Source organism: Salinibacterium sp. NYA9b, assembly GCF_976973725.1.
In genome coordinates this window covers 2,877,743-2,895,194 of sequence record NZ_OZ333476.1, presented here as the reverse complement: position 1 = coordinate 2,895,194, position 17,452 = coordinate 2,877,743, and the positions used below count along the sequence as shown (strand labels likewise).

The following is a 17,452-nucleotide window of genomic DNA, read 5'->3' as shown; positions in this document are numbered from 1 at the left end:
GGCCTAATGACAAAGCCCCGCACCTCAACTCTGTGGCGCGCTGGCGTGCTTCTTGTCATTTTTGTGGCAATTGTGGTCGTCGCGTTGACGGTGCAACTTCCTTCCGTGGATGAGATCCACGAGTGGACCCAGAGCGCCGGAAGTCTCGGGATTGCCCTTTTTGTGATCGGCTACGCGCTCCTCACGCTGACTCCCATTCCCAAGAGCGTGCTGAGCATGGCTGGTGGTGTCGCGTGGGGACTCTGGGTAGGCACTCTTATTGTGCTGATCGGCGCCTTGATCGGTGCGACCCTCTCGTTCTGGCTGGGCAGAGTACTAGGGCGGGATGCTGTCGAACATTTCACGGGAGGGCGAGTGCGCGCCGTCGATGAGATGTTGCAGCGCCGCGGACTGCTCTCGGTGATTGCGTTGCGACTCATCCCTGTGCTCCCGTTCACGCTCATCAACTACGCGGCAGGACTGACTGCTGTGCGCATCCGGGATTACGCCCTGGGCACTGTCATCGGGATCATCCCGGGAACCTTCGCGTATGTCGCCGTTGGGGCGTACGGGGCAGAGCTCAACAGCGGGTTCTACATCGCGGTGGGAGCACTTGGCGTGCTCGCCCTAGGCGGTGTGATTATTGCGCACCGCATCCGCAAAGATGACTCGGCGCCAGAAGAAGTTGTGCCAGAGCAAGCTGCTCCAGAGCAGGCTGCTCCAGAGCAGGCATAGTCCTGCAGGGGCGGATGATCGCCCCAAGGTCGCCGCGTCTGTCCCGCTAAGCGGGCACCGTCCACAGCGCTTCGCAGGGCAAGCTCACGGTGACGGGGTCGCCGACCGAGAGTAGATTGCCGGGAGCTGCCTCGGTGTGAACATCCGCATCTCCGACCCGCACGACAAGTTCGCGGCGCGGGCCACGTTGAACGGCAGCCGTGACGGTGCCGCGAAGCTCGCGCGGGCCTAATCTTTGGCAGGCCGCAGCATCAGGGTGGGCAACGGTAAGCCCCGCATCGCTGGAAGGGCTGCCCGTGAGACGCAGGGACGCGGTTACTGCTTCATGACGGAACACCAGCGTGGCGGGGCCCGAAGCAACGTGCGCGTCGATGGCGACAGCACCGATCGCGGAATGGTGCACGCCATTGTCGATCACGCCCGCAAAAGCATTCTTGCCGCCAAGCAACCGGGCGACGGCAAGCGACGCAGGCTGATGAAAAACATGATCAACGGTGTCGTGCTGCAGCAGTTGACCGTTCTCCAACACGACGATCCGTTCGGCCATCGCGCTCGCTTCGTCGCGGTCGTGAGTAACGAAGAGAATAGTCGGATTCACGGCCGCACGAATGCTCGCAATCATCGCGTGCATTTCATCCTTCAGCCCGGGATCCAGGGCACTGAATGGCTCATCGAGCAACAGCACCGAGGGCTTCGCTGCGAGAGCACGCGCCACGGCAACGCGCTGCTGCTGACCGCCCGAAAGCGACTGCGGTGAGCGAGAAGCGAACGTGCCCATCTGCACCATCTCGAGATGTTCGCGGGCCTGTTCCCGCGCCTGCGCACGGCTGACGCCCGCAGCGCGATCGGCGAACGCGACATTGTCGAGCACCGTCAAATGTGGAAACAGCAGCGGGCGCTGGAACACCATCGAGATACCGCGCTGCTCCGGGAGAAGCGCGGTGACATCCCGGCCGCTGAGGCGCACACGGCCACCATTGGCATCCTCAAGACCAGCAATAATGCGCAGAATCGTGCTCTTGCCTGAGCCACTCGGCCCGACAATGGCGGTGCTCGTGCCCGGCAGAATGTCAAGGTTCACGCCGTGCAGCGCGGCTGGCGCGGTGGTCGAATAGCTCTTCGTGACAGACGTGAGCGTGATCGCAGAGGTCATCAATTCAGTGGTCATCGTTGTCTCCCTGGGTCAAGATTACGGCTGCGAGCGATGAGGCCAAGCAGAATGAGCGGCGGAATCACCGCAGACAACGACAGCACCGCCACACTTGATTCGTTGCCGACCCCGGATGCGCTTGACGCAATAATCAGCGGCAGTGTCACCAGGTGGCCACCTCCCACCACCAAGGTGATGAGGTAATCGCTCCACCCGACGAGGAACGCGAGAAACGCGGACCGTGCCAGCGCCGGAGCAATCAGCGGCAGGTGGATGCGCCACAACGTCAGCCGCGAACTCGCCCCGAGCGTGCGGGCGGCTTCATCGTACCCATCGTCGTAGGCGGCGTAGGCGGCACGCATCGAGAAGGTCGTATACGGAATCGCGACGGCCACCAGCACGAGAACCACGCCAACAACGGGAGGAACCCACGCCCGCAACAGCAGCACATTGAGACCGAGTACCGCAGCAAAGGGCGGCAGCATCACCGGCGAGAAAAGCAGAACGCTGATCGCCTTGCCGAAACGCACCTGACCGCGAGAAAGGGCGCGGGCGGCCATCGCACCGAGCGGGGTTGCGATCGCGGCCACGACAAGTGAGAGCGCAAGCGAATGGAGGAAAGCGCGCCCGCCCCCGTTGGCGATAGCGGCGGTGAGGCCGTCGGTGCCGGTCTCCATCGGAAACGCTGCGGGGTGCATCCATTGGTCAGCAAACGACCACAGCACGAGCGGTAAGAAAGGTAACGCGAACCACAGCGCAATCAGCACGGTCGACAGGATGCGCAGGGCACGGGCGAGCCCGCGAGACTGGGTCAGGGGCCGACCGTGATCTCCGGGCATCCGCCGCTGCTGCTGGTTGCTGCGCGCTGTGTCGAGGTCGACGCTCGTGGTGGTGACGGTCATTGCCACGCTCGCATCCGGCGGAGTCCGAGCATGGCGAGCACGACAACGGCGGCAGTGAGAAGCAGAGTAATCACGGCAACGGCGGCCGCTTCTGGTCGCGCGGTGAGGCTAGCCGAGTTGAAGAGGCGCAGCGCCATCACCGAGAGCGGTTCGGGGTAGGTCTTGCCGAGCAGCCATGCGACCTCATAGGAACCGAGCGTGTAAGCGAAAGCGATAGTGGATGCCACGAGCAGCGACGGGGCGGCCAGCGGCAAAACGACGAAGCGCAGCCGTGCTCCGCGGTGAGCGCCGAGCACCGCGGCAGTTTCGTCGTAGGACGTGATGCGGGTGGCGAGGGTGCCGACAATGATGAGCGCGATGAACGCTGACTCTTTCCACGCGTACTCCGCGATCACGGCAAACCAGGTGGGGCCGGCGACGAGCGCGGGCCATGACTCTGGCGGGATGCCGAAAATGCGCGCGAGCACACCAGAGTCGGAGAGGAGGAGTCCAACGCTCGCGGCGCCGACGAGGTGGGGCACGGTAACGGCGGCAGCGCTGAGCGCACCCACGATGCGGCCGCCCCAGTTTCCGGAGATGATCAGCACGGCGGTGAAGAAGCCGACGACGGCAGCGATCGCGGTTGAGACGACGGCGATCCCGAGGGAGAGCAGCGCCGAGCTGAGGAGACCGTCGGTGCCTTCGAAGGCCTCAACGCTCAACGCGGGCGTGCCCACGAGGGGCATGAGGCCGAGACTTTGCACCACTGTGGTGCCGATGCCACCGATCACCACAATCGCGACCGGGATCACCGCCGGCAGCACGAGAAGGGTGGCGCGCACCCCTCGGCGTCGCGGCCGGCTCAGCATCGCTGTCATCAGCGAGCAGCGATCCTCGTGCGCCAAGCGTCATCGAGAGCGGGAACCCATTCGGCCGAAAGTTCGGGGTTGGCGTTCTGCGAAAGGATGTCAAAACTCGGCACGACGGGCGATTGCGGCAGCGCATCGAAGAGGGCACGGTCATCGGCAGAGAGAGCATCCAGATCAAGAACCGTGAACTGGCCCCACACGGCCGGGTCAGCCTTCGCGACCTGCTGCTCAACCGACAGGGCCTCGTTGGCGACGACCATGGCGCCGGCAATGTTGCCGGAGTTGCTGGGGATGCCGAAGAAGCTGGCGTTGCCGAGCGTTCCGTCGTCGACGGTCAGCACTCGCGTCGTGTCGGGCAGGGTGCCGTTCTCGACGAGGGCGGTAAGGGTGGCTGGCCCGTAGGTCATCATCATGTCGATCTCACCATCGGCAAAGAGCTTGGTGAGTTGTTCGGATGTTGCGGGGTACGTGCTGCCTTCACGCCACAGCGACGGAGCGAGGGCGTCGAGGCGGTCGAACAGCGCCGGCGAGAGTTCGTCGAAAGCCTCATCGCTGAAGGTGGATGGGACGTTCTCGTAGCCACCGGACTCGCTGTAGAGCACCGACCGCAAGAAAGCGGAGCCGGTGAAGTCGGGGGCGGCCGGATACGTGAAGCGGCCGGGGTTGGCTTCAGCCCACTCGAGGATGCCTTCGATCGTGGTTGGCGGGTTCGGCACGGTCGCCGAGTTGTAGACGAACGAGAACTGCGCTTTGTGCCAGGGCGCCTCGCAGCCGTCGACGGGGGTGCCGAAGTCTTCCGTGAGGAGCGGGTCGGTGGCGGAAACTGCCGTCATGTTAGGTAGGAGGTCTGTCCACTCGCAAAACCAGGCATCCGCCTGTTTGCCGGTGCGGAAGTTGTCGCCGTTGATCCACACGAGGTCGACAGCGCCATCCGTATTGCGGCCAGCCTGCAGCTCAGTGAAAACGCGGTTGAGCGCATCCTTGGTGTCGGCAATCGGTACGCGTTCGAGCGTGACGCCCTGCGCCGCCGCGGCCGGAGCTAGTACGTCGTCGACGTAGGCGTTGCCCTGATCGTCGCCGCCCCACATCCACAACTTCACGGTCTGGCCGTCAGCAGCAACCTGTACGTCAGACCAATCGAAGAACTCAGGACCGCTCGGAGCGGTCGTCGGCGCCGAGCACGCGCTCAGGGCCAATGCGGTCACTGCTGCCGTAGCAAGCGCGGGAAGGATGCGGCGGCGTGCGGTCGTGGAGTGTTGAGGGCGAAACGGATTGCGAATCGGCACGCACGTGCTCCTTGACGGTCGACGGAAGAGGAAGCGCCAGACACCCAGCGCAGCGAACTCTAAGACTAAGTGCGAACTTCTTCATTGCTCAGTAAGCCACATCACATACGCAGCGCGGAGCCTCGACATAACATTGGCCAAATGAAAAAGAACCGGTCCTCTTCCCTGTGGAAAGCTGGCGCGTTTGTCGTCTTCCTCATCGCAATTGTGATCGTGGCGTTCACGATCGAAATCCCGTCCGTTGACGAGATTCAAGGATGGGCGGAAGGCACCGGACTGCTGGGTGCTGTGATCTTCATCGTCGCCTACGCCGTGCTTACCCTCACTCCAGCGCCGAAAGCCGTGATCAGCATTGCGGCCGGGCTCGCCTGGGGATTGTGGATCGGCACGCTGCTGGTGCTCGTGGGTGCCGTTATCGGCGCAGCCCTCTCCTTCTGGATTGGCCGCCTTCTCGGCCGCGATGCCGTTGAGCAGTACACCGGCGGCAAGGTTCGCGCCGTCGACGAGATGCTGCAGAAGCGCGGACTGCTTTCCATGATCGCGCTGCGCCTCATCCCGCTCATCCCCTTCACTGTTATCAATTACGCCGCTGGCCTCACCGCCGTGCGAGTGCGCGACTACATGATCGGCACCGCCGTCGGCATCATCCCCGGCACCATGGCCTTCGTCGCCGTCGGCGCCTACGGGGCCGAACTCAACAGCGGCTTCTTCATCGCCCTCGGAGCGCTCGGCGTGCTCACTATCGGCGGCGGCATTGTTGCTGGCCGGCTGCGCAAAAAAGATGCTGCGGCCGCAGCGGCTCCCGGTGAGAGCCCGGTGCTCGCGACAACCGACGACGTCACAACCGGCGACGCGGCTGCGGAGAACAACTAACGATGCTGGATGTCCAGCTGCGTCGGGCGGTCAGCAAACCTCTCAACGCAATGGCTTCCGCGCTCGACGTGCCCTGGATCACGCCCGACCGCCTCACCATCGCCGGACTCGTGATCGGGTTGAGCAGTGCGGCGCTCGCCGCAACTCAGCTCTGGGCGCTGGCCCTCGTGGCGTGGTTGCTCTCGCGAGTGTTCGACGGGCTCGACGGAACGCTGGCTCGCCGCCGGCGCGCTGCGGCATCCGTTCCCCGGCCCGCCACGGCGAGCGAAGCGGGCGGTTTTCTCGATATCGTCGCCGACTTCGTGGTTTACGGCGCGACGGTTCTGGGCGTCGCAATCGGCGCCACGGCTGCCTTCGATGCGCCGTGGTGGCCGTTCTTGGTCGTGCTGTTCGCGTACTACATCAATGGCGCTGCGTTCTTGGCGTTCTCATCGATCGCTGAACGCACCGGCCGCACGCTTTCAGACGACGACAATCGCTCGCTGTTCTTTCTCGGACGCATCGCCGAGGGCGGCGAAACCGTCTTCGTTCATACCCTCTGGCTCGCGCTGCCGTTCATTGCCTGGCAGATCGCACTCGTCTGGAGCGTTGTCGTTCTCGTCAGCGCTGCCCAGCGGATGATCGTCGGCTACCGCATACTGCGCTAGCGCCGCCTTCTCGCCGGGCCGCCTCACCTCTAGTCGCGGGGCGTGCCCAACAGTGCACGCCGCACTCGAGCCAGCAGTTGGATGCCCGACTTCACGACTCCGCTCTTCAAGCGGAATTGCACGTCGGCGATCGCGGCATTCCACAGCGCATCGGTGAACGTCGGGTAGGCGTGAGTGGCGCTGGCCAGAGTGCTCGTGGAGAGTTTTGCGCTCACGGCAACCGTCAGCTCGCCGAGGCTTTCTCCGGCACGGGGGCCGACGATTGTTCCGCCGAGCACGCGCCCGCCGGAGTTCACAACGATCTGCGCGAAGCCGTCGTCGTCGCCTTCAGCAATGGCGCGATCAGTGGCACTGTGTTCGCCGGTAAAGACGCGGTGCTTTCCTTCGACGGCATCCGCTGCGGTGAGGCCAACCGCGGCAATTTCGGGCGAGGTGAACGTCACACGCGGCACGACTGCGTCGTTGAATTTGCGGCGCAATCCGAGGATGGCGTTGGTGCCGGCGGTGCTGCCGCTCACGCCAGCAACGTGGCTGAACTTCGGCAGCCCGGCAACGTCTCCCGCCGACCAAATGTGCTTGTTTGTGGTGCGCAGCGAGGCATCCACGTCAACGTAGCCCTGATCGGTGACGGCAACGCCGGCCGTTTCGGGGGAGAGAGTGTCGAGGTTGGGGGTGCGGCCGATAGCGGCGAGCAGGCGATCGAAGGGAACGCGGGTTCCATCATCGAGCACGAGTTCGCCACTGAGGCCATCGCTCGAGACGACCTCAACGGCGCTGCGGTTGTGAAGCATGGTGATGCCGTCGCGCTCGAACGTGGCGTGAAGCACCGCGCTCGCGCGCTCTTCTTCGCCGGGGAGGATGCGGCTGCTGCGGTTCACGATCGTGACGTCAGAACCGAGCCGTGCCATTGCTTGGCCGAGCTCGCTGCCGATTGCGCCGCCACCGAGAACCACTAAGCGTTGAGGGAGTTCGTCGAGTTCCCAGATGGTGTCGCTCGTGAGTATCTGAACGCTGTCCGCGCCGGGGAAAGAGGGAACGCGCGGCACGGTGCCGGTCGCGATGACCGCCTGCACGAAGGTGTGGCGAGTGCCGTCGATCTCGAGAGAGTGGCGCCCCGTGAAGCGAGCATCGCCGTGGGCGACTTCGATGCCGAACTCGGCAAAGGCTTCAACCGAGTCGTGTGGTTCGATCGTGGCTACCGCATCCTGAACGTGGCCCATCGCGCGAGCGAAATCGACCGTCACGTTCTCGGCGATGACGCCAAAGCGTTCCGAGGTGCGCGCAACGTGCGCGGCATGAGCGGCAGCAATCAGTGACTTGGAGGGCACGCAGCCGGTCCATAGGCAGTCCCCACCGAGGCGGTGTCGTTCGACAAGCAGCACGCGTGCTCCAAAACGGGCGGCGGTCTTGCTGGCGACAATTCCGGCGCTGCCGGAGCCGATGACGATGAGATCCCACTGAGCGGGCATGCGTGTTCCTTTCGAGAGGGCGTTTGCCCCCAGTCATGTTTAGCAGCGCATTGTTCAGCGAACCGTACGCTAGATCACAGTTCGCAGGGAGGGCTCGCCCGTAACATCGGGTCATGGCTACCGAAACTAACGCGAACACCGTTCCTGCTGACGCTCCCCGCTACGACGGGCTCAAGGCCGTCTTCATTAACTGCACGCTCAAGAAGAGCCCCGAGATGAGCCACACCCAGGGGCTCATGGATTCCAGCATCCAGCTGATGCGCAGTGCCGGAGTGCACGTCGACAACGTGCGCTTCATTGACCACGACATCGCGATCGGCGTCTACCCCGACATGCGCGAACACGGCTGGGAGAAGGACGCCTGGATGGACGAAGTCTGGCCCCTCATCGAAGCGGCAGACATCCTCGTCATCGGCGGACCAATCTGGCTGGGCGACAACTCCTCTGTCACCCGGATGCTCATCGAGCGCCTCTACGCGATGAGTGGCGAGTTCAACGACAAGGGCCAGTACGTCTTCTATGGCAAGGTTGGCGGCGCGCTCTTCACCGGTAACGAGGATGGCGTGAAGCACTCCGCCATGTCGGTTCTCTACAGCCTTCAGCACATTGGTTACGTCATCCCGCCCGCAGCGGATGCCGGCTGGCTCGGCGAAATCGGCCCCGGCCCCAGCTACCTCGACGAGGGTTCAGGCGGCCTCGAGAACGACTTCACGAACCGCAACACGACTTTCATGTCGTGGAACCTCATGCACATGGCCTCGATTCTCAAGAACGCCGGCGGCATCCCCGCTTACGGAAACACACGTAAAGCGTGGAACGACGGCGAGCACTTCGGCTTCGAAGCCAACCCCGAATACCGCTAGGCGCACGACATGGCTTGGAAGAAATACCGCTTCGGCACGCAATTTTACGATGCGATGTCTGGCGAATGGGCGGTCTATCGTTCAGGCCGTGTTGCCGGTATCGAGCTCATGGGGCTGCGCCCGGGAGACACTGTTGTGGATCTCGGCTGCGGCACCGGGCTCAGCTTTGAGTTGCTCGTCGATGCGGTTGGCCCAACGGGCCAGGTGATTGGCGTCGATGCGAGTGCCCAGATGTTGCAGGTCGCGGCCAAGCGGGCGGCCCGCAAAGGCTGGTCGAACGTGCGTGTCGTACAGGCGGATGCCACGAAAATGTCGGCAGAAGATCTTGCGATAGATGGTTTAGCACCCACCATCGATGCCGTCTTCTCGGCTTACGCGCTCAGTGTGATGGGGAGCCACCCCGAAGTGCTGGCAGAAGCAGAACGGCTGCTCACCCCTGGTGGTCGAGTCGGCATCGTCGACATGCAGCGACCTGTGGGGATGGCGAAAGTGTTTACCCCGCTCGCGCGCCTCGCGTGCCGAATGGGTGGCGCCGATATCGAAGCGCATCCGTGGAAGTGGCTAACCGAGCGTGCCGACGACGTGCTGCAGGCAAGCCGTCGCGGCGGTCACATTCAAGCCGTCACGGGAACACTCAAGTGAGCATGTCATGATGGATCCGTGTGGCGAGAGAGTGGCGTCAGCCCCTGTGGCGGGCGAACGCCCGTGGTCGCCTCAGCGAAGGGATCCTGAACCACTCATGCCGATCGACAACGGTTCATTTAGTTGCCTCAGCGAAGTCGACCTGTTCGCCGACCTCTCGCCTGCCGAGATCGAGCAGATGGATCGCATGGCGCCCTCGCGCTCGTATTCGCTCGGCGAAATGGTCTTCAGCCAGAGCCAGCCCGTCACGGCACTCTTCATTCTGAAGAAGGGCCGCATCCGCATCTTCCGGGTCACCGAAGACGGCAAGGCGCTGACGATGGCCATTCTTGAGCCCGGCGCAGTCTTTGGCGAAATGATGATGGTCGGCCAGCGCATGTACGACAACTACGCCGAAGCGATCGACAACGTCGAAATCTGTCTCCTCAATACGGCGGATGTCGAACGGTACCTTCTTGCCGACCCACGCATCGCGATCCGCATTTCGCGCCACCTTGGCGAGCAAGTAGTTCGGCTCGAAGAGCGCCTCACCGATCTTGCGTTGCGCCCGCTGCAATCGCGCGTGTGCAGCACCCTGGTGCGCTTGGCGGAAACCTCGCGCACCCCACGCTTCGCGAACCCCACGATTCGACTCAGTCACGACCAGCTCGCTGGGCTCCTCGGCGCGACCCGCGAATCCACGAGCAAGGCCATGTCTGATCTGGCCAGCCGCGGCATCATCCGGCAGGGCCGCGCCCGCGTCGTCATTCTCGATGCGGATGCCCTCGGCCAGCTTGCGCGTCAGTCCAGCTAAGGCGCTCGCGAACGTCCCGCTCGCGCGATGAAGTAATTCTTACTCACGCGCAGGGTAGAGCGGTTGTTCTACCTTGCTGTTATGGATGTTCTACAGGGCCCAAAAACAGGGGTGGCGAGTTCACCCGTTCGCGCGATCGTGGCGTCAGCCGGAGCGTTTCTCGTTGCGCTTTCGCTGGCTGGGTGCACGCCAGCTAGCCCTGATGGGGGAGCGCCGTTGCCATCGCAGCCGCCAACCACGGCTGAACCAGGGCCGTCAGTGTCGTCAGAGCCCGAGGTTGACCCACTGTCTCTTCCGGAATGCGACACGTTGTATCCGATCGCTGATGCACGGGCCCTGTGGGGTGCAGCAACCGAGCTCTACTTCGAGGGAGACGGGTCAGATGCCGCGCACTTCACTGCCGAGCCCATCGCGGCTATCGATACTGCGGGGGCGAACGCGACGGTAGGGCGCACCTGCTTTTGGGGCCTCCCCAACTCGGGTGCGATTTTCGGACTCACCGTTGCCGATATCGCGCCGACAGACGCCGACCTGCTCTCGGCGGCTCTGATGGGGGCTGGGTATTTCAGCTTTGAAAGCCGCGGCGCAACGTCCCTCATGCTCGAAGCAGATGGTCCGATAGAGGCCAGTGGCCGAACGCATTACCTGATCGATGACCTCTGGGTTTACGCCGCAGGCACCAGCTTCAGCATTACGGTTCCCGTCGCGAATAGCGCGCTTGAGCAGGTTCGCGCAGCCAACCCGACTCGTGACTACTAGAGGCCTGAGAGCGGCGCGCGCATCAGCCGGAGTTGCCGTCTTCCGGTGCGAGCCGTACGGGGTTACTCTTCAATCATGAACAGTGGGTGGGGCGAAAAATTGGTACTCGGGCGTCGACAACAGACGCGGATGATGGTGGCTGCGGCATCCGCACTGCTCGTGAGTGGGGTGCTTGCCGGGTGCGTTCCCGCGGCGCCAGAAAGTTCAACGACATCGAGCGCGCCTTCGGCCACTGCCTCACCGAGCTCCACTCCGATTCCGACGCCGGATCCGCTGATCCTTCCCGGCTGCGCCACTTTGCTGCCGTTGAGCGACGCGAAGAGTCTGTTCTCTCCCTCAACCGTTGTCTTGGGCGCTGACGACACGATTCCGATTCGCGGCGATGAACTGCCCGAAATCGAGACCGCGGCAGGCAACGCCTCGATCGCCAAGAATTGCATTTGGGGTGTTCCGAACTCCGATGGTGGCTTCACCGTGATCGTCACCGACATTTCAGAGGCGGATGCCACGAACCTCCAAGACGCGCTGCTAGCAACGGGATTCACCGGTGCAAGCGCGGGAACGGTGACGACTCTGGAGAAAGAGTTCGAAACCGCGGTGGGCTGGAGCGCTCAGACTCACTACTTCGTGAGCGACCTCTGGGTGTACGTCTCCGGCACGAGCACCGAGCTCACGGTTAACGTCGCTGACGCGGTGCTCGACGAAGTGCGAATGGCGAACCCCACGCGCACCTATTGACTCTCGCTGCCCTCCGCTAACGTCAATAGCAACCATCCGTGTGCCGTCGGGCACACGATTTGTCTACCCGCGACACAATTATTGGCGCGCACTGTCGGCGCGTGGTGGCAGTCAAAGCGACCGTAAATCAAGTTTGCACAGTCAATCTTGATCATGTACGTTTTGTCTAGCCATCCAATGACGGATACGGCCTAGGAAGGAACCTGGATCCAAGTGACTACACCTCTTGATTCCAAGAAATTGCGAGGCTTCGGCATCGCAGGACTCTTGGTAACAGCACTCACGCTCTCCGCCTGCACAGCCCCCGCAGAAGAATCCACGCCCGACGCCGGCGACCTCCTGATTTCTCAGGAAGCCTGCGACCGCAACGCCGCGGTGGGCACCATCACCTACATCTCCGGCTACGGATACTCGGCCAGCGCTGGCCAGCTCGACGTATTCCTCGCCGAAGAGCTCGGCTACTTCAAGGACCTGTGCCTTGACGTAGAGATCAATGCCTCCGGTGCGAACGGACAACAGCTCGTTTCCTCCGGCCAGGCCGAATTCACCGCCCTCGGTTCGGCATCCGATGTCATGCTTGCCGCCGCCAACAGCAAGAACCTCACCGCGGTAGCGACCTACGGCAACACCCCGCCGTTCTCGATCTTCGCCAACGAAAAGATCGAGAGCCTCAAGGATCTCGAAGGTGGTTCGCTCGGCTATTTCATCAACCTCACCCCGATCGCATCCGCCATGTTGGATGCCGCTGACGTCGATGTCAGCAAGGTCGAACTGATCAAGATGACCAACTACGACCCCACCGTGGTCACCCGCGGACAGGTCGACGCCATTGTCGGCTACGCCTCAAACCAGCCCGAGAACCTTCGCGCTCAGGGTCTGCCGTTTAGCGAGTTCTTCCCCTCTGATGTGGGCGTCGAAGGCACCTACAACGTCATGGAGATCAACTCCGAGTTCCTCGCCGACAACCGCGAAGTCGCCGCTGACTTCATGCGCGCATCGCTGCACGCCCTGCAGTTCTGCCTCGACAGCTCCGACGAGTGCCTCGACATGATCGCCCAGCTTGCCGAAGACAACGGTCAAGGCTCTGCTTTCCCGCGCGAACAGCTCGAGCGCACCTGGAATGTGGAATCGCAGTGGGTCGAGGACAGCAACAGTGGGCTCCCCGGAACCCAGACTGCTGCTGACTGGGAGGCCGAGTACGAACTCGTGAAGAAGTTCGGCAACGTTGACACCCTTCCCGCTATCACCGACATGATGGATGAAACGCTCGTCGCTGATCTCTATGCAGACGGCGAACTGATCTGGCCGGGCAACTAACCCGACCACCCCGCTCGGATGCCGCACCAACCCACCCGGTGCGGCATCCGGCTTCACAACTCAGGGAGTAACTGTGGAAACCGCACAGCCACACGCGGGCGTTCATATCGAGAACGTCTCTAAGAGCTTCGGCCCCGATGGGGCTCGCACGCTCGTGCTCAATCAGGTGAGCCTCTCGATCAAGATGGGCGAGTTTGTCTCCGTGATCGGACCAAGCGGTTGCGGCAAGTCGACACTGCTCAAGACGGTCGCTGGCCTCATCGACGCCGACAGCGGCACCGTCATGGTCGACGGGATGACGGTGAAAGCCGCGACGAAGAACAAGATGATTGGTCTTGTTCCCCAGTCCCCAGCGCTGCTCCCGTGGCGCACTGTGCTCGACAATGTGCGGCTGCCGATGACGGTGAACCCGAAAGCGAATGCGAACCGCAACCTGCGAGACCCTCGCGAGATTCTGGAGTCGTTCGGGTTGGGTGCCGCGCTCGACAAGTACCCCGGTCAGCTCTCGGGCGGAATGCAGCAGCGGGTCGCTATTGCCCGCGCGTTCGTGTTCGACCCGAGTGTGTTGCTCATGGACGAGCCCTTCTCGGCACTCGATGAGATGAACCGTGACGCTCAACGTTTGGGGCTGCTCGATTTTTGGCAGTCCAACCGCAAGGCCGTCATGTTCGTGACCCACTCGGTGCCGGAGGCAATCATGCTCTCCGACCGCATCGTCGTGATGGGAGCCCACCCGGGCCACATCGCCGAGATCATCGATGTTCCCCTGCCGCGCCCTCGCACGATCGACGTGTACGCGACCGACGAATTCCGTGACCTTGAAGGCCAAGTTCGTGGCACGTTGCGCGAAGTGATGGGACAAAAGAGTGCCTAAGTCACGCAAGAACGAGGACACCATGTCAACAACCGACACGTCAGCGCTCGCCGTTCAGGCGGCCACGAGCGCTACCGGCCGACGCTTCTCACCGTTGGCCTCGGCCAAGTTCAAACAGAATCTGCGCTGGAGCAACTGGGCTCCCGCCGTCATCACCTTTGTGATTGCTGCTGCGCTCTGGCAGATCACCGCGATCGCGAACCCGTACGTGATTCCGACCATCGACCAGGTGTGGGTGAGCCTCATCAAAGATGCCGACACTTACTGGGCGAACATGCTCGTGACGGGGCTTGAGGTTCTCGTGGGCGCTAGCTCGGGCATCATCGCCGGTTTCATTCTGGCGATCATCATGGCTGAGTTTCAGGTCATGGAACGCGCGGTCATGCCGCTCGTCGTTGTCGTCATGGTTACGCCGATCGTGGCCATCGCACCGGCTCTGGTCGTGGCCTTCGGCTTCGGCATGACGCCCAAGTTCATTGTGACCGCACTGGTCGTGTTCTTCCCGATGCTCGTCAACTCGCTTGCCGGGCTGCGAGATGTGGATGACCGAGCTCTCGACGTGATGAAGACACTGCATGCCAGCCGCTGGGAGATCTTCCGCGACCTGCGTTTCACCGGTTCAATGCCCTACGTGTTCGCGGGACTGCGCATTGCGCTTCCCCTCGCGATCGTTGGTGCAGCCGTTGCCGAGTTTGTCGCTGCCGGTCAACAGGCGGGGCTCGGATCCCTCGTGACGATCGCCGCAGCCCAAGCCAACTTGCCCGTCACCTGGGCCAGCATCACCTTGCTCTGCTTCATGGGCGTCGTGCTCATTTCACTGCTCGCTCTCGTGCGCAAGCGAGTGCTGTGGTGGAGCGATGGAGCCGCCGTCGGCCGCTAGTTTTCGGCTCCGCCCACCTTTTCCCGCTACCACTCTGACTTTTTTCACCACCACCTGACTTTTTCACCACCACGAAAGGTTTCACCATGAAGAAGCTTCGCTTCGGTCTATTCGAAAACCCCCAGGCCAACGACTCGGGAACGTCCACGTGGCGTCACCCCGACAACAAGCGCGACATGTTTGACCGCCTCGACTACTGGCGCGAAATCACCACCATGTGCGAAGAAGCCGGCTTCGATTTCATGTTCTTGGCGGATGCCTGGGGCTGGGCTGACGTCAACGGCGAGCGTCCCGAGATCTGCTCGGTCGAGGGCCTCGACCTGCCGCGTCTCGATCCGGCGATTCTGGCTGCTGCCCTCATCTCGACCACCACGAACCTCGGACTCGTGCTCACGGGATCCACTCTTCTTGAACAGCCCTACGCTTTTGCTCGCCGTATCGCGAGCCTCGACCACCTTTCGGGTGGCCGCATCGGGTGGAACGTCGTGACGACGGGAACGGCCGAGACGGCATCGCAAGCCTTTGGTGTCCCGATGGTCGCGCACGACGAGCGCTACGACATGGCCGATGACTTCATGGAGGTCGTCTACAAGTTGTGGGAGGGCGCCTGGGAGCGTGACGCGCTTGAGCGTGACAAGAATGGTCGCTTCGCTGACCCCGCCAAGGTTCACCGCATCGAGCACGATGGTCCGTACTTCACGTCGCACGGCTACGGAAATTCCTCGTACTCGCCGCAGGGCACCCCGGTGCTCTTCCAGGCCGGCACCTCACCGCGCGGTCGCGAGTTTGGCGGCAAACACGGTGAAGCTGTCTTCCTCGGTGGCGGAGCCGTGGAGAAAGTGGCCGAGCAGGTCGCATCCATTCGTGAAGAAGCGGTGAAGAACGGTCGCGCCGCCGACTCGGTCAAGATCATGTCGGCGTTCACGTGCGTCATCGGCGACACAGCCGACGAAGCGAAGGCCAAGCTGCAAGCGGTGCTGGATGCCGAGAGCCCCGACGTTGCTGTCGCCTCCTACGCGTGGTTCACGGGCCTCGATCTCTCATCCTTCGACCCGGCAACCCCGATGAAGGAGCTCCACACTGAGCTGTCGCAGACTCAGGTCACCCGCTTCGGCGACCAGACCGTTGGCGATGTTCTCGCTCAGTGGCACGGCAACGGTGTGCGCAGCAAGCCTTTCGTGGGCACTGCTGAGCAGATCGCTGACGAGATGATCGCTCTCGCTGAGGGTGCTGACCTCGACGGCTTCTTGCTGACGCCGATGATCCAGCCCAGCTCGACGGTCGAGTTCATTGAGAAGGTGCTGCCGATTCTGCGCGAGCGGGGAGTTGCTGGCGAAGGCTATGACGCTCCGACGCTGCGCGAGCGTCTGCTCGGCACCGACGATTCGATCTTGCGCGACGACCACCCGGGTGCCGCCTACCGGGCGACAGCCGCGGTCGAAGCGACGAGCTAGCTAGTAGCGCGTCGAGCGGGACGGTCGCCATCTTCTCCGGCAAAGACATAGTCGCCGGAACGGATGCGACCGATCACGTCTCGAGCCCACTGCTGTTCTCCGCGCAAGCGAGATGTCGCAAGTTCGAAGATTTCGCGAACGTAGGCGGGAGTGGAAGTCGAGGTCGCAACATCGCCGATGTGGTACGCGTTGCTGGCAATGCGGGCATCAATTTCGGTGACGCGATGCTCAAGGCCGGCGAGCACTTCTTCGCGCTGCAGGGCGTACATAAACGAGGTGAGCACCATGACGGGTTTGGTGTCGAAGACCTCGACCGTCCAGAGGGCATCGCGCAGCATCCGGAGCAGTTCAACTTCGCCGGCTTCGGTGACGCGGTAGGTCGTGCGCTCGGGTCGGTTGCCAGCAGACTCGGTGCCGTTCTCTGCGAGGTAACCGTCGTTGGTAAGCGATCGCAGCGCGTTGTAGATCGAGCCGGGTTGGATGTTGGCCCATTCGTCGATGTGCCAGGTCATGAGTTCGCGGCGCAGGAAGTAGCCGTGAACTGGCTGGAACTGGTTTACAGCTCCCAGCACGACCAAGCGAGTTGTAGTCGACATGCCCCCAATCGTAGGCCAAGCGATGTGCGTGCAGGGCAGAAAGTCAGTTGTTTACATGATCAAAAATGACTAACATGTAGTCATATGTTCAAACTTGACTAGCAGTCGCTGGTTGAACATTTCAAGCAAAGGAGTCCGCCCATGTCGCATCAGACCACCGCGGAAGAAGTTCCCCCACAGGTTGCTCTTCGCCGAGCACTCTCGCTCTTTCCCACCGGCGTCGTCGCTCTCGCGGCCGTCGTTGACGGCGCGCCAACCGGCATCGCGGTCAATTCGTTCACCTCCGTGTCCCTCGACCCACCCCTCGTGGCCGTGTGTCCCGCGCGCACCTCCACCACGTGGCCGGTGCTCGCTCGCGCCACTCGCATTGGTCTGAGCGTGCTCGGCGCCGATCAAGAGAGCACTGCGCGCAGTCTGGCGTCCCGCACCGGCGACCGTTTCGCCGACATCGCGTGGCGTGCCACCGAAGGTGGAGCAATACATATGGATGGCGCCGCGCTCTGGCTTGAGTGCGAGATCCGCAACAGCTTTGATGGCGGCGACCACGAGATCGTGACTCTCGAAGTCATCCACTCCGAGGCATTCCCCGAAGTCACTCCTCTTGTCTTTCACCTCAGCCAGTTCCGCGGGCTGTAGGCCGCGAGCGT

19 protein-coding genes are annotated in these 17,452 nt (G+C 62.8%); 13 read left to right on the top strand and 6 right to left on the bottom strand.

The window, feature by feature from the left end:
• Positions 1-6 precede the first annotated feature (6 nt).
• On the top strand, positions 7-714 hold the full coding sequence (locus ACWFSR_RS13875; protein ID WP_447522673.1) for a TVP38/TMEM64 family protein: 708 nt from the start codon (positions 7-9) through the stop codon (positions 712-714).
• Between the two features lie 46 nt (positions 715-760).
• On the opposite strand, the gene ACWFSR_RS13870 is transcribed toward ACWFSR_RS13875, so the two are convergent.
• The 4 genes from ACWFSR_RS13870 to ACWFSR_RS13855 are packed head-to-tail and all read right to left on the bottom strand — an operon-like array spanning position 761 to position 4,900.
• Positions 761-1,882, bottom strand: coding sequence for an ABC transporter ATP-binding protein (locus ACWFSR_RS13870; protein WP_197109243.1), 1,122 nt, complete (start codon positions 1,880-1,882; stop codon positions 761-763).
• Positions 1,879-2,766 (bottom strand): ABC transporter permease, encoded by an 888-nt coding sequence (locus ACWFSR_RS13865; RefSeq protein ID WP_231603892.1) that lies wholly within the window; start codon positions 2,764-2,766, stop codon positions 1,879-1,881. The genes ACWFSR_RS13870 and ACWFSR_RS13865 overlap by 4 nt, the downstream gene beginning before the upstream one ends.
• Entirely contained in the window at positions 2,763-3,623 is an 861-nt protein-coding gene (locus ACWFSR_RS13860) for an ABC transporter permease subunit (RefSeq protein ID WP_447522672.1), read from the bottom strand. Before ACWFSR_RS13860 ends, ACWFSR_RS13865 begins: the two co-directional genes overlap by 4 nt.
• Positions 3,623-4,900, bottom strand: a complete 1,278-nt coding sequence (locus ACWFSR_RS13855; protein ID WP_197109245.1) for an ABC transporter substrate-binding protein — start codon at positions 4,898-4,900, stop codon at positions 3,623-3,625. Before ACWFSR_RS13855 ends, ACWFSR_RS13860 begins: the two co-directional genes overlap by 1 nt.
• 141 nt (positions 4,901-5,041) lie before the next feature.
• Between ACWFSR_RS13855 and ACWFSR_RS13850 the strand changes: the two genes are divergently transcribed.
• Positions 5,042-5,773, top strand: a complete 732-nt coding sequence (locus ACWFSR_RS13850) for a TVP38/TMEM64 family protein (RefSeq protein WP_447522671.1) — start codon at positions 5,042-5,044, stop codon at positions 5,771-5,773.
• A 50-nt stretch (positions 5,774-5,823) separates the two neighbouring features.
• Positions 5,824-6,420: a CDP-alcohol phosphatidyltransferase family protein gene (locus tag ACWFSR_RS13845; protein ID WP_447522670.1), complete on the top strand. Its 597-nt coding sequence runs from the start codon at positions 5,824-5,826 to the stop codon at positions 6,418-6,420.
• Between the two features lie 29 nt (positions 6,421-6,449).
• Here ACWFSR_RS13845 and ACWFSR_RS13840 read toward each other — a convergent pair whose 3' ends face one another.
• Positions 6,450-7,889, bottom strand: a complete 1,440-nt coding sequence (locus ACWFSR_RS13840) for a dihydrolipoyl dehydrogenase family protein (protein ID WP_197106779.1) — start codon at positions 7,887-7,889, stop codon at positions 6,450-6,452.
• Positions 7,890-8,002: 113 nt separating this feature from the next.
• Between ACWFSR_RS13840 and ACWFSR_RS13835 the strand changes: the two genes are divergently transcribed.
• The 9 genes from ACWFSR_RS13835 (at position 8,003) to ACWFSR_RS13795 (ending at position 16,209) form a co-directional block, all read left to right on the top strand.
• The gene (locus ACWFSR_RS13835; RefSeq protein WP_197106778.1) at positions 8,003-8,752 is read left to right on the top strand and encodes a flavodoxin family protein; all 750 of its coding nucleotides are present in this window, start codon (positions 8,003-8,005) and stop codon (positions 8,750-8,752) included.
• A gap of 9 nt (positions 8,753-8,761) precedes the next feature.
• A complete protein-coding gene (locus ACWFSR_RS13830; protein WP_197106777.1) occupies positions 8,762-9,394 on the top strand; it encodes a class I SAM-dependent methyltransferase in 633 nt (210 codons plus the stop codon).
• A gap of 97 nt (positions 9,395-9,491) precedes the next feature.
• Positions 9,492-10,187, top strand: coding sequence for a Crp/Fnr family transcriptional regulator (locus ACWFSR_RS13825; protein ID WP_197106776.1), 696 nt, complete (start codon positions 9,492-9,494; stop codon positions 10,185-10,187).
• An 81-nt stretch (positions 10,188-10,268) separates the two neighbouring features.
• Positions 10,269-10,946 carry a hypothetical protein gene (locus ACWFSR_RS13820; protein WP_197106775.1) on the top strand — a complete coding sequence of 226 codons (678 nt, stop codon included), beginning with the start codon at positions 10,269-10,271 and terminating at the stop codon, positions 10,944-10,946.
• 75 nt (positions 10,947-11,021) lie between these two features.
• The gene (locus ACWFSR_RS13815; protein ID WP_447522669.1) at positions 11,022-11,684 is read left to right on the top strand and encodes a hypothetical protein; all 663 of its coding nucleotides are present in this window, start codon (positions 11,022-11,024) and stop codon (positions 11,682-11,684) included.
• 213 nt (positions 11,685-11,897) lie between these two features.
• Entirely contained in the window at positions 11,898-13,001 is a 1,104-nt protein-coding gene (locus ACWFSR_RS13810) for an ABC transporter substrate-binding protein (protein ID WP_307783764.1), read from the top strand.
• A gap of 73 nt (positions 13,002-13,074) precedes the next feature.
• Positions 13,075-13,875: an ABC transporter ATP-binding protein gene (locus tag ACWFSR_RS13805; RefSeq protein ID WP_447522668.1), complete on the top strand. Its 801-nt coding sequence runs from the start codon at positions 13,075-13,077 to the stop codon at positions 13,873-13,875.
• Between the two features lie 22 nt (positions 13,876-13,897).
• Complete coding sequence (locus ACWFSR_RS13800) at positions 13,898-14,755, top strand: ABC transporter permease (protein ID WP_197106772.1); 858 nt, start codon at positions 13,898-13,900, stop codon at positions 14,753-14,755.
• An 86-nt stretch (positions 14,756-14,841) separates the two neighbouring features.
• Complete coding sequence (locus tag ACWFSR_RS13795) at positions 14,842-16,209, top strand: NtaA/DmoA family FMN-dependent monooxygenase (protein WP_447522667.1); 1,368 nt, start codon at positions 14,842-14,844, stop codon at positions 16,207-16,209.
• Here the strand turns inward: ACWFSR_RS13795 and ACWFSR_RS13790 are convergent.
• Positions 16,206-16,805 carry a PadR family transcriptional regulator gene (locus ACWFSR_RS13790; RefSeq protein ID WP_197106770.1) on the bottom strand — a complete coding sequence of 200 codons (600 nt, stop codon included), beginning with the start codon at positions 16,803-16,805 and terminating at the stop codon, positions 16,206-16,208. The two genes, ACWFSR_RS13795 and ACWFSR_RS13790, sit on opposite strands and share 4 nt — an antisense overlap.
• A gap of 141 nt (positions 16,806-16,946) precedes the next feature.
• On the opposite strand from ACWFSR_RS13790, the gene ACWFSR_RS13785 reads away from it, so the two are divergent.
• Positions 16,947-17,441, top strand: coding sequence for a flavin reductase family protein (locus ACWFSR_RS13785; RefSeq protein ID WP_197106769.1), 495 nt, complete (start codon positions 16,947-16,949; stop codon positions 17,439-17,441).
• Positions 17,442-17,452: the final 11 nt, after the last annotated feature.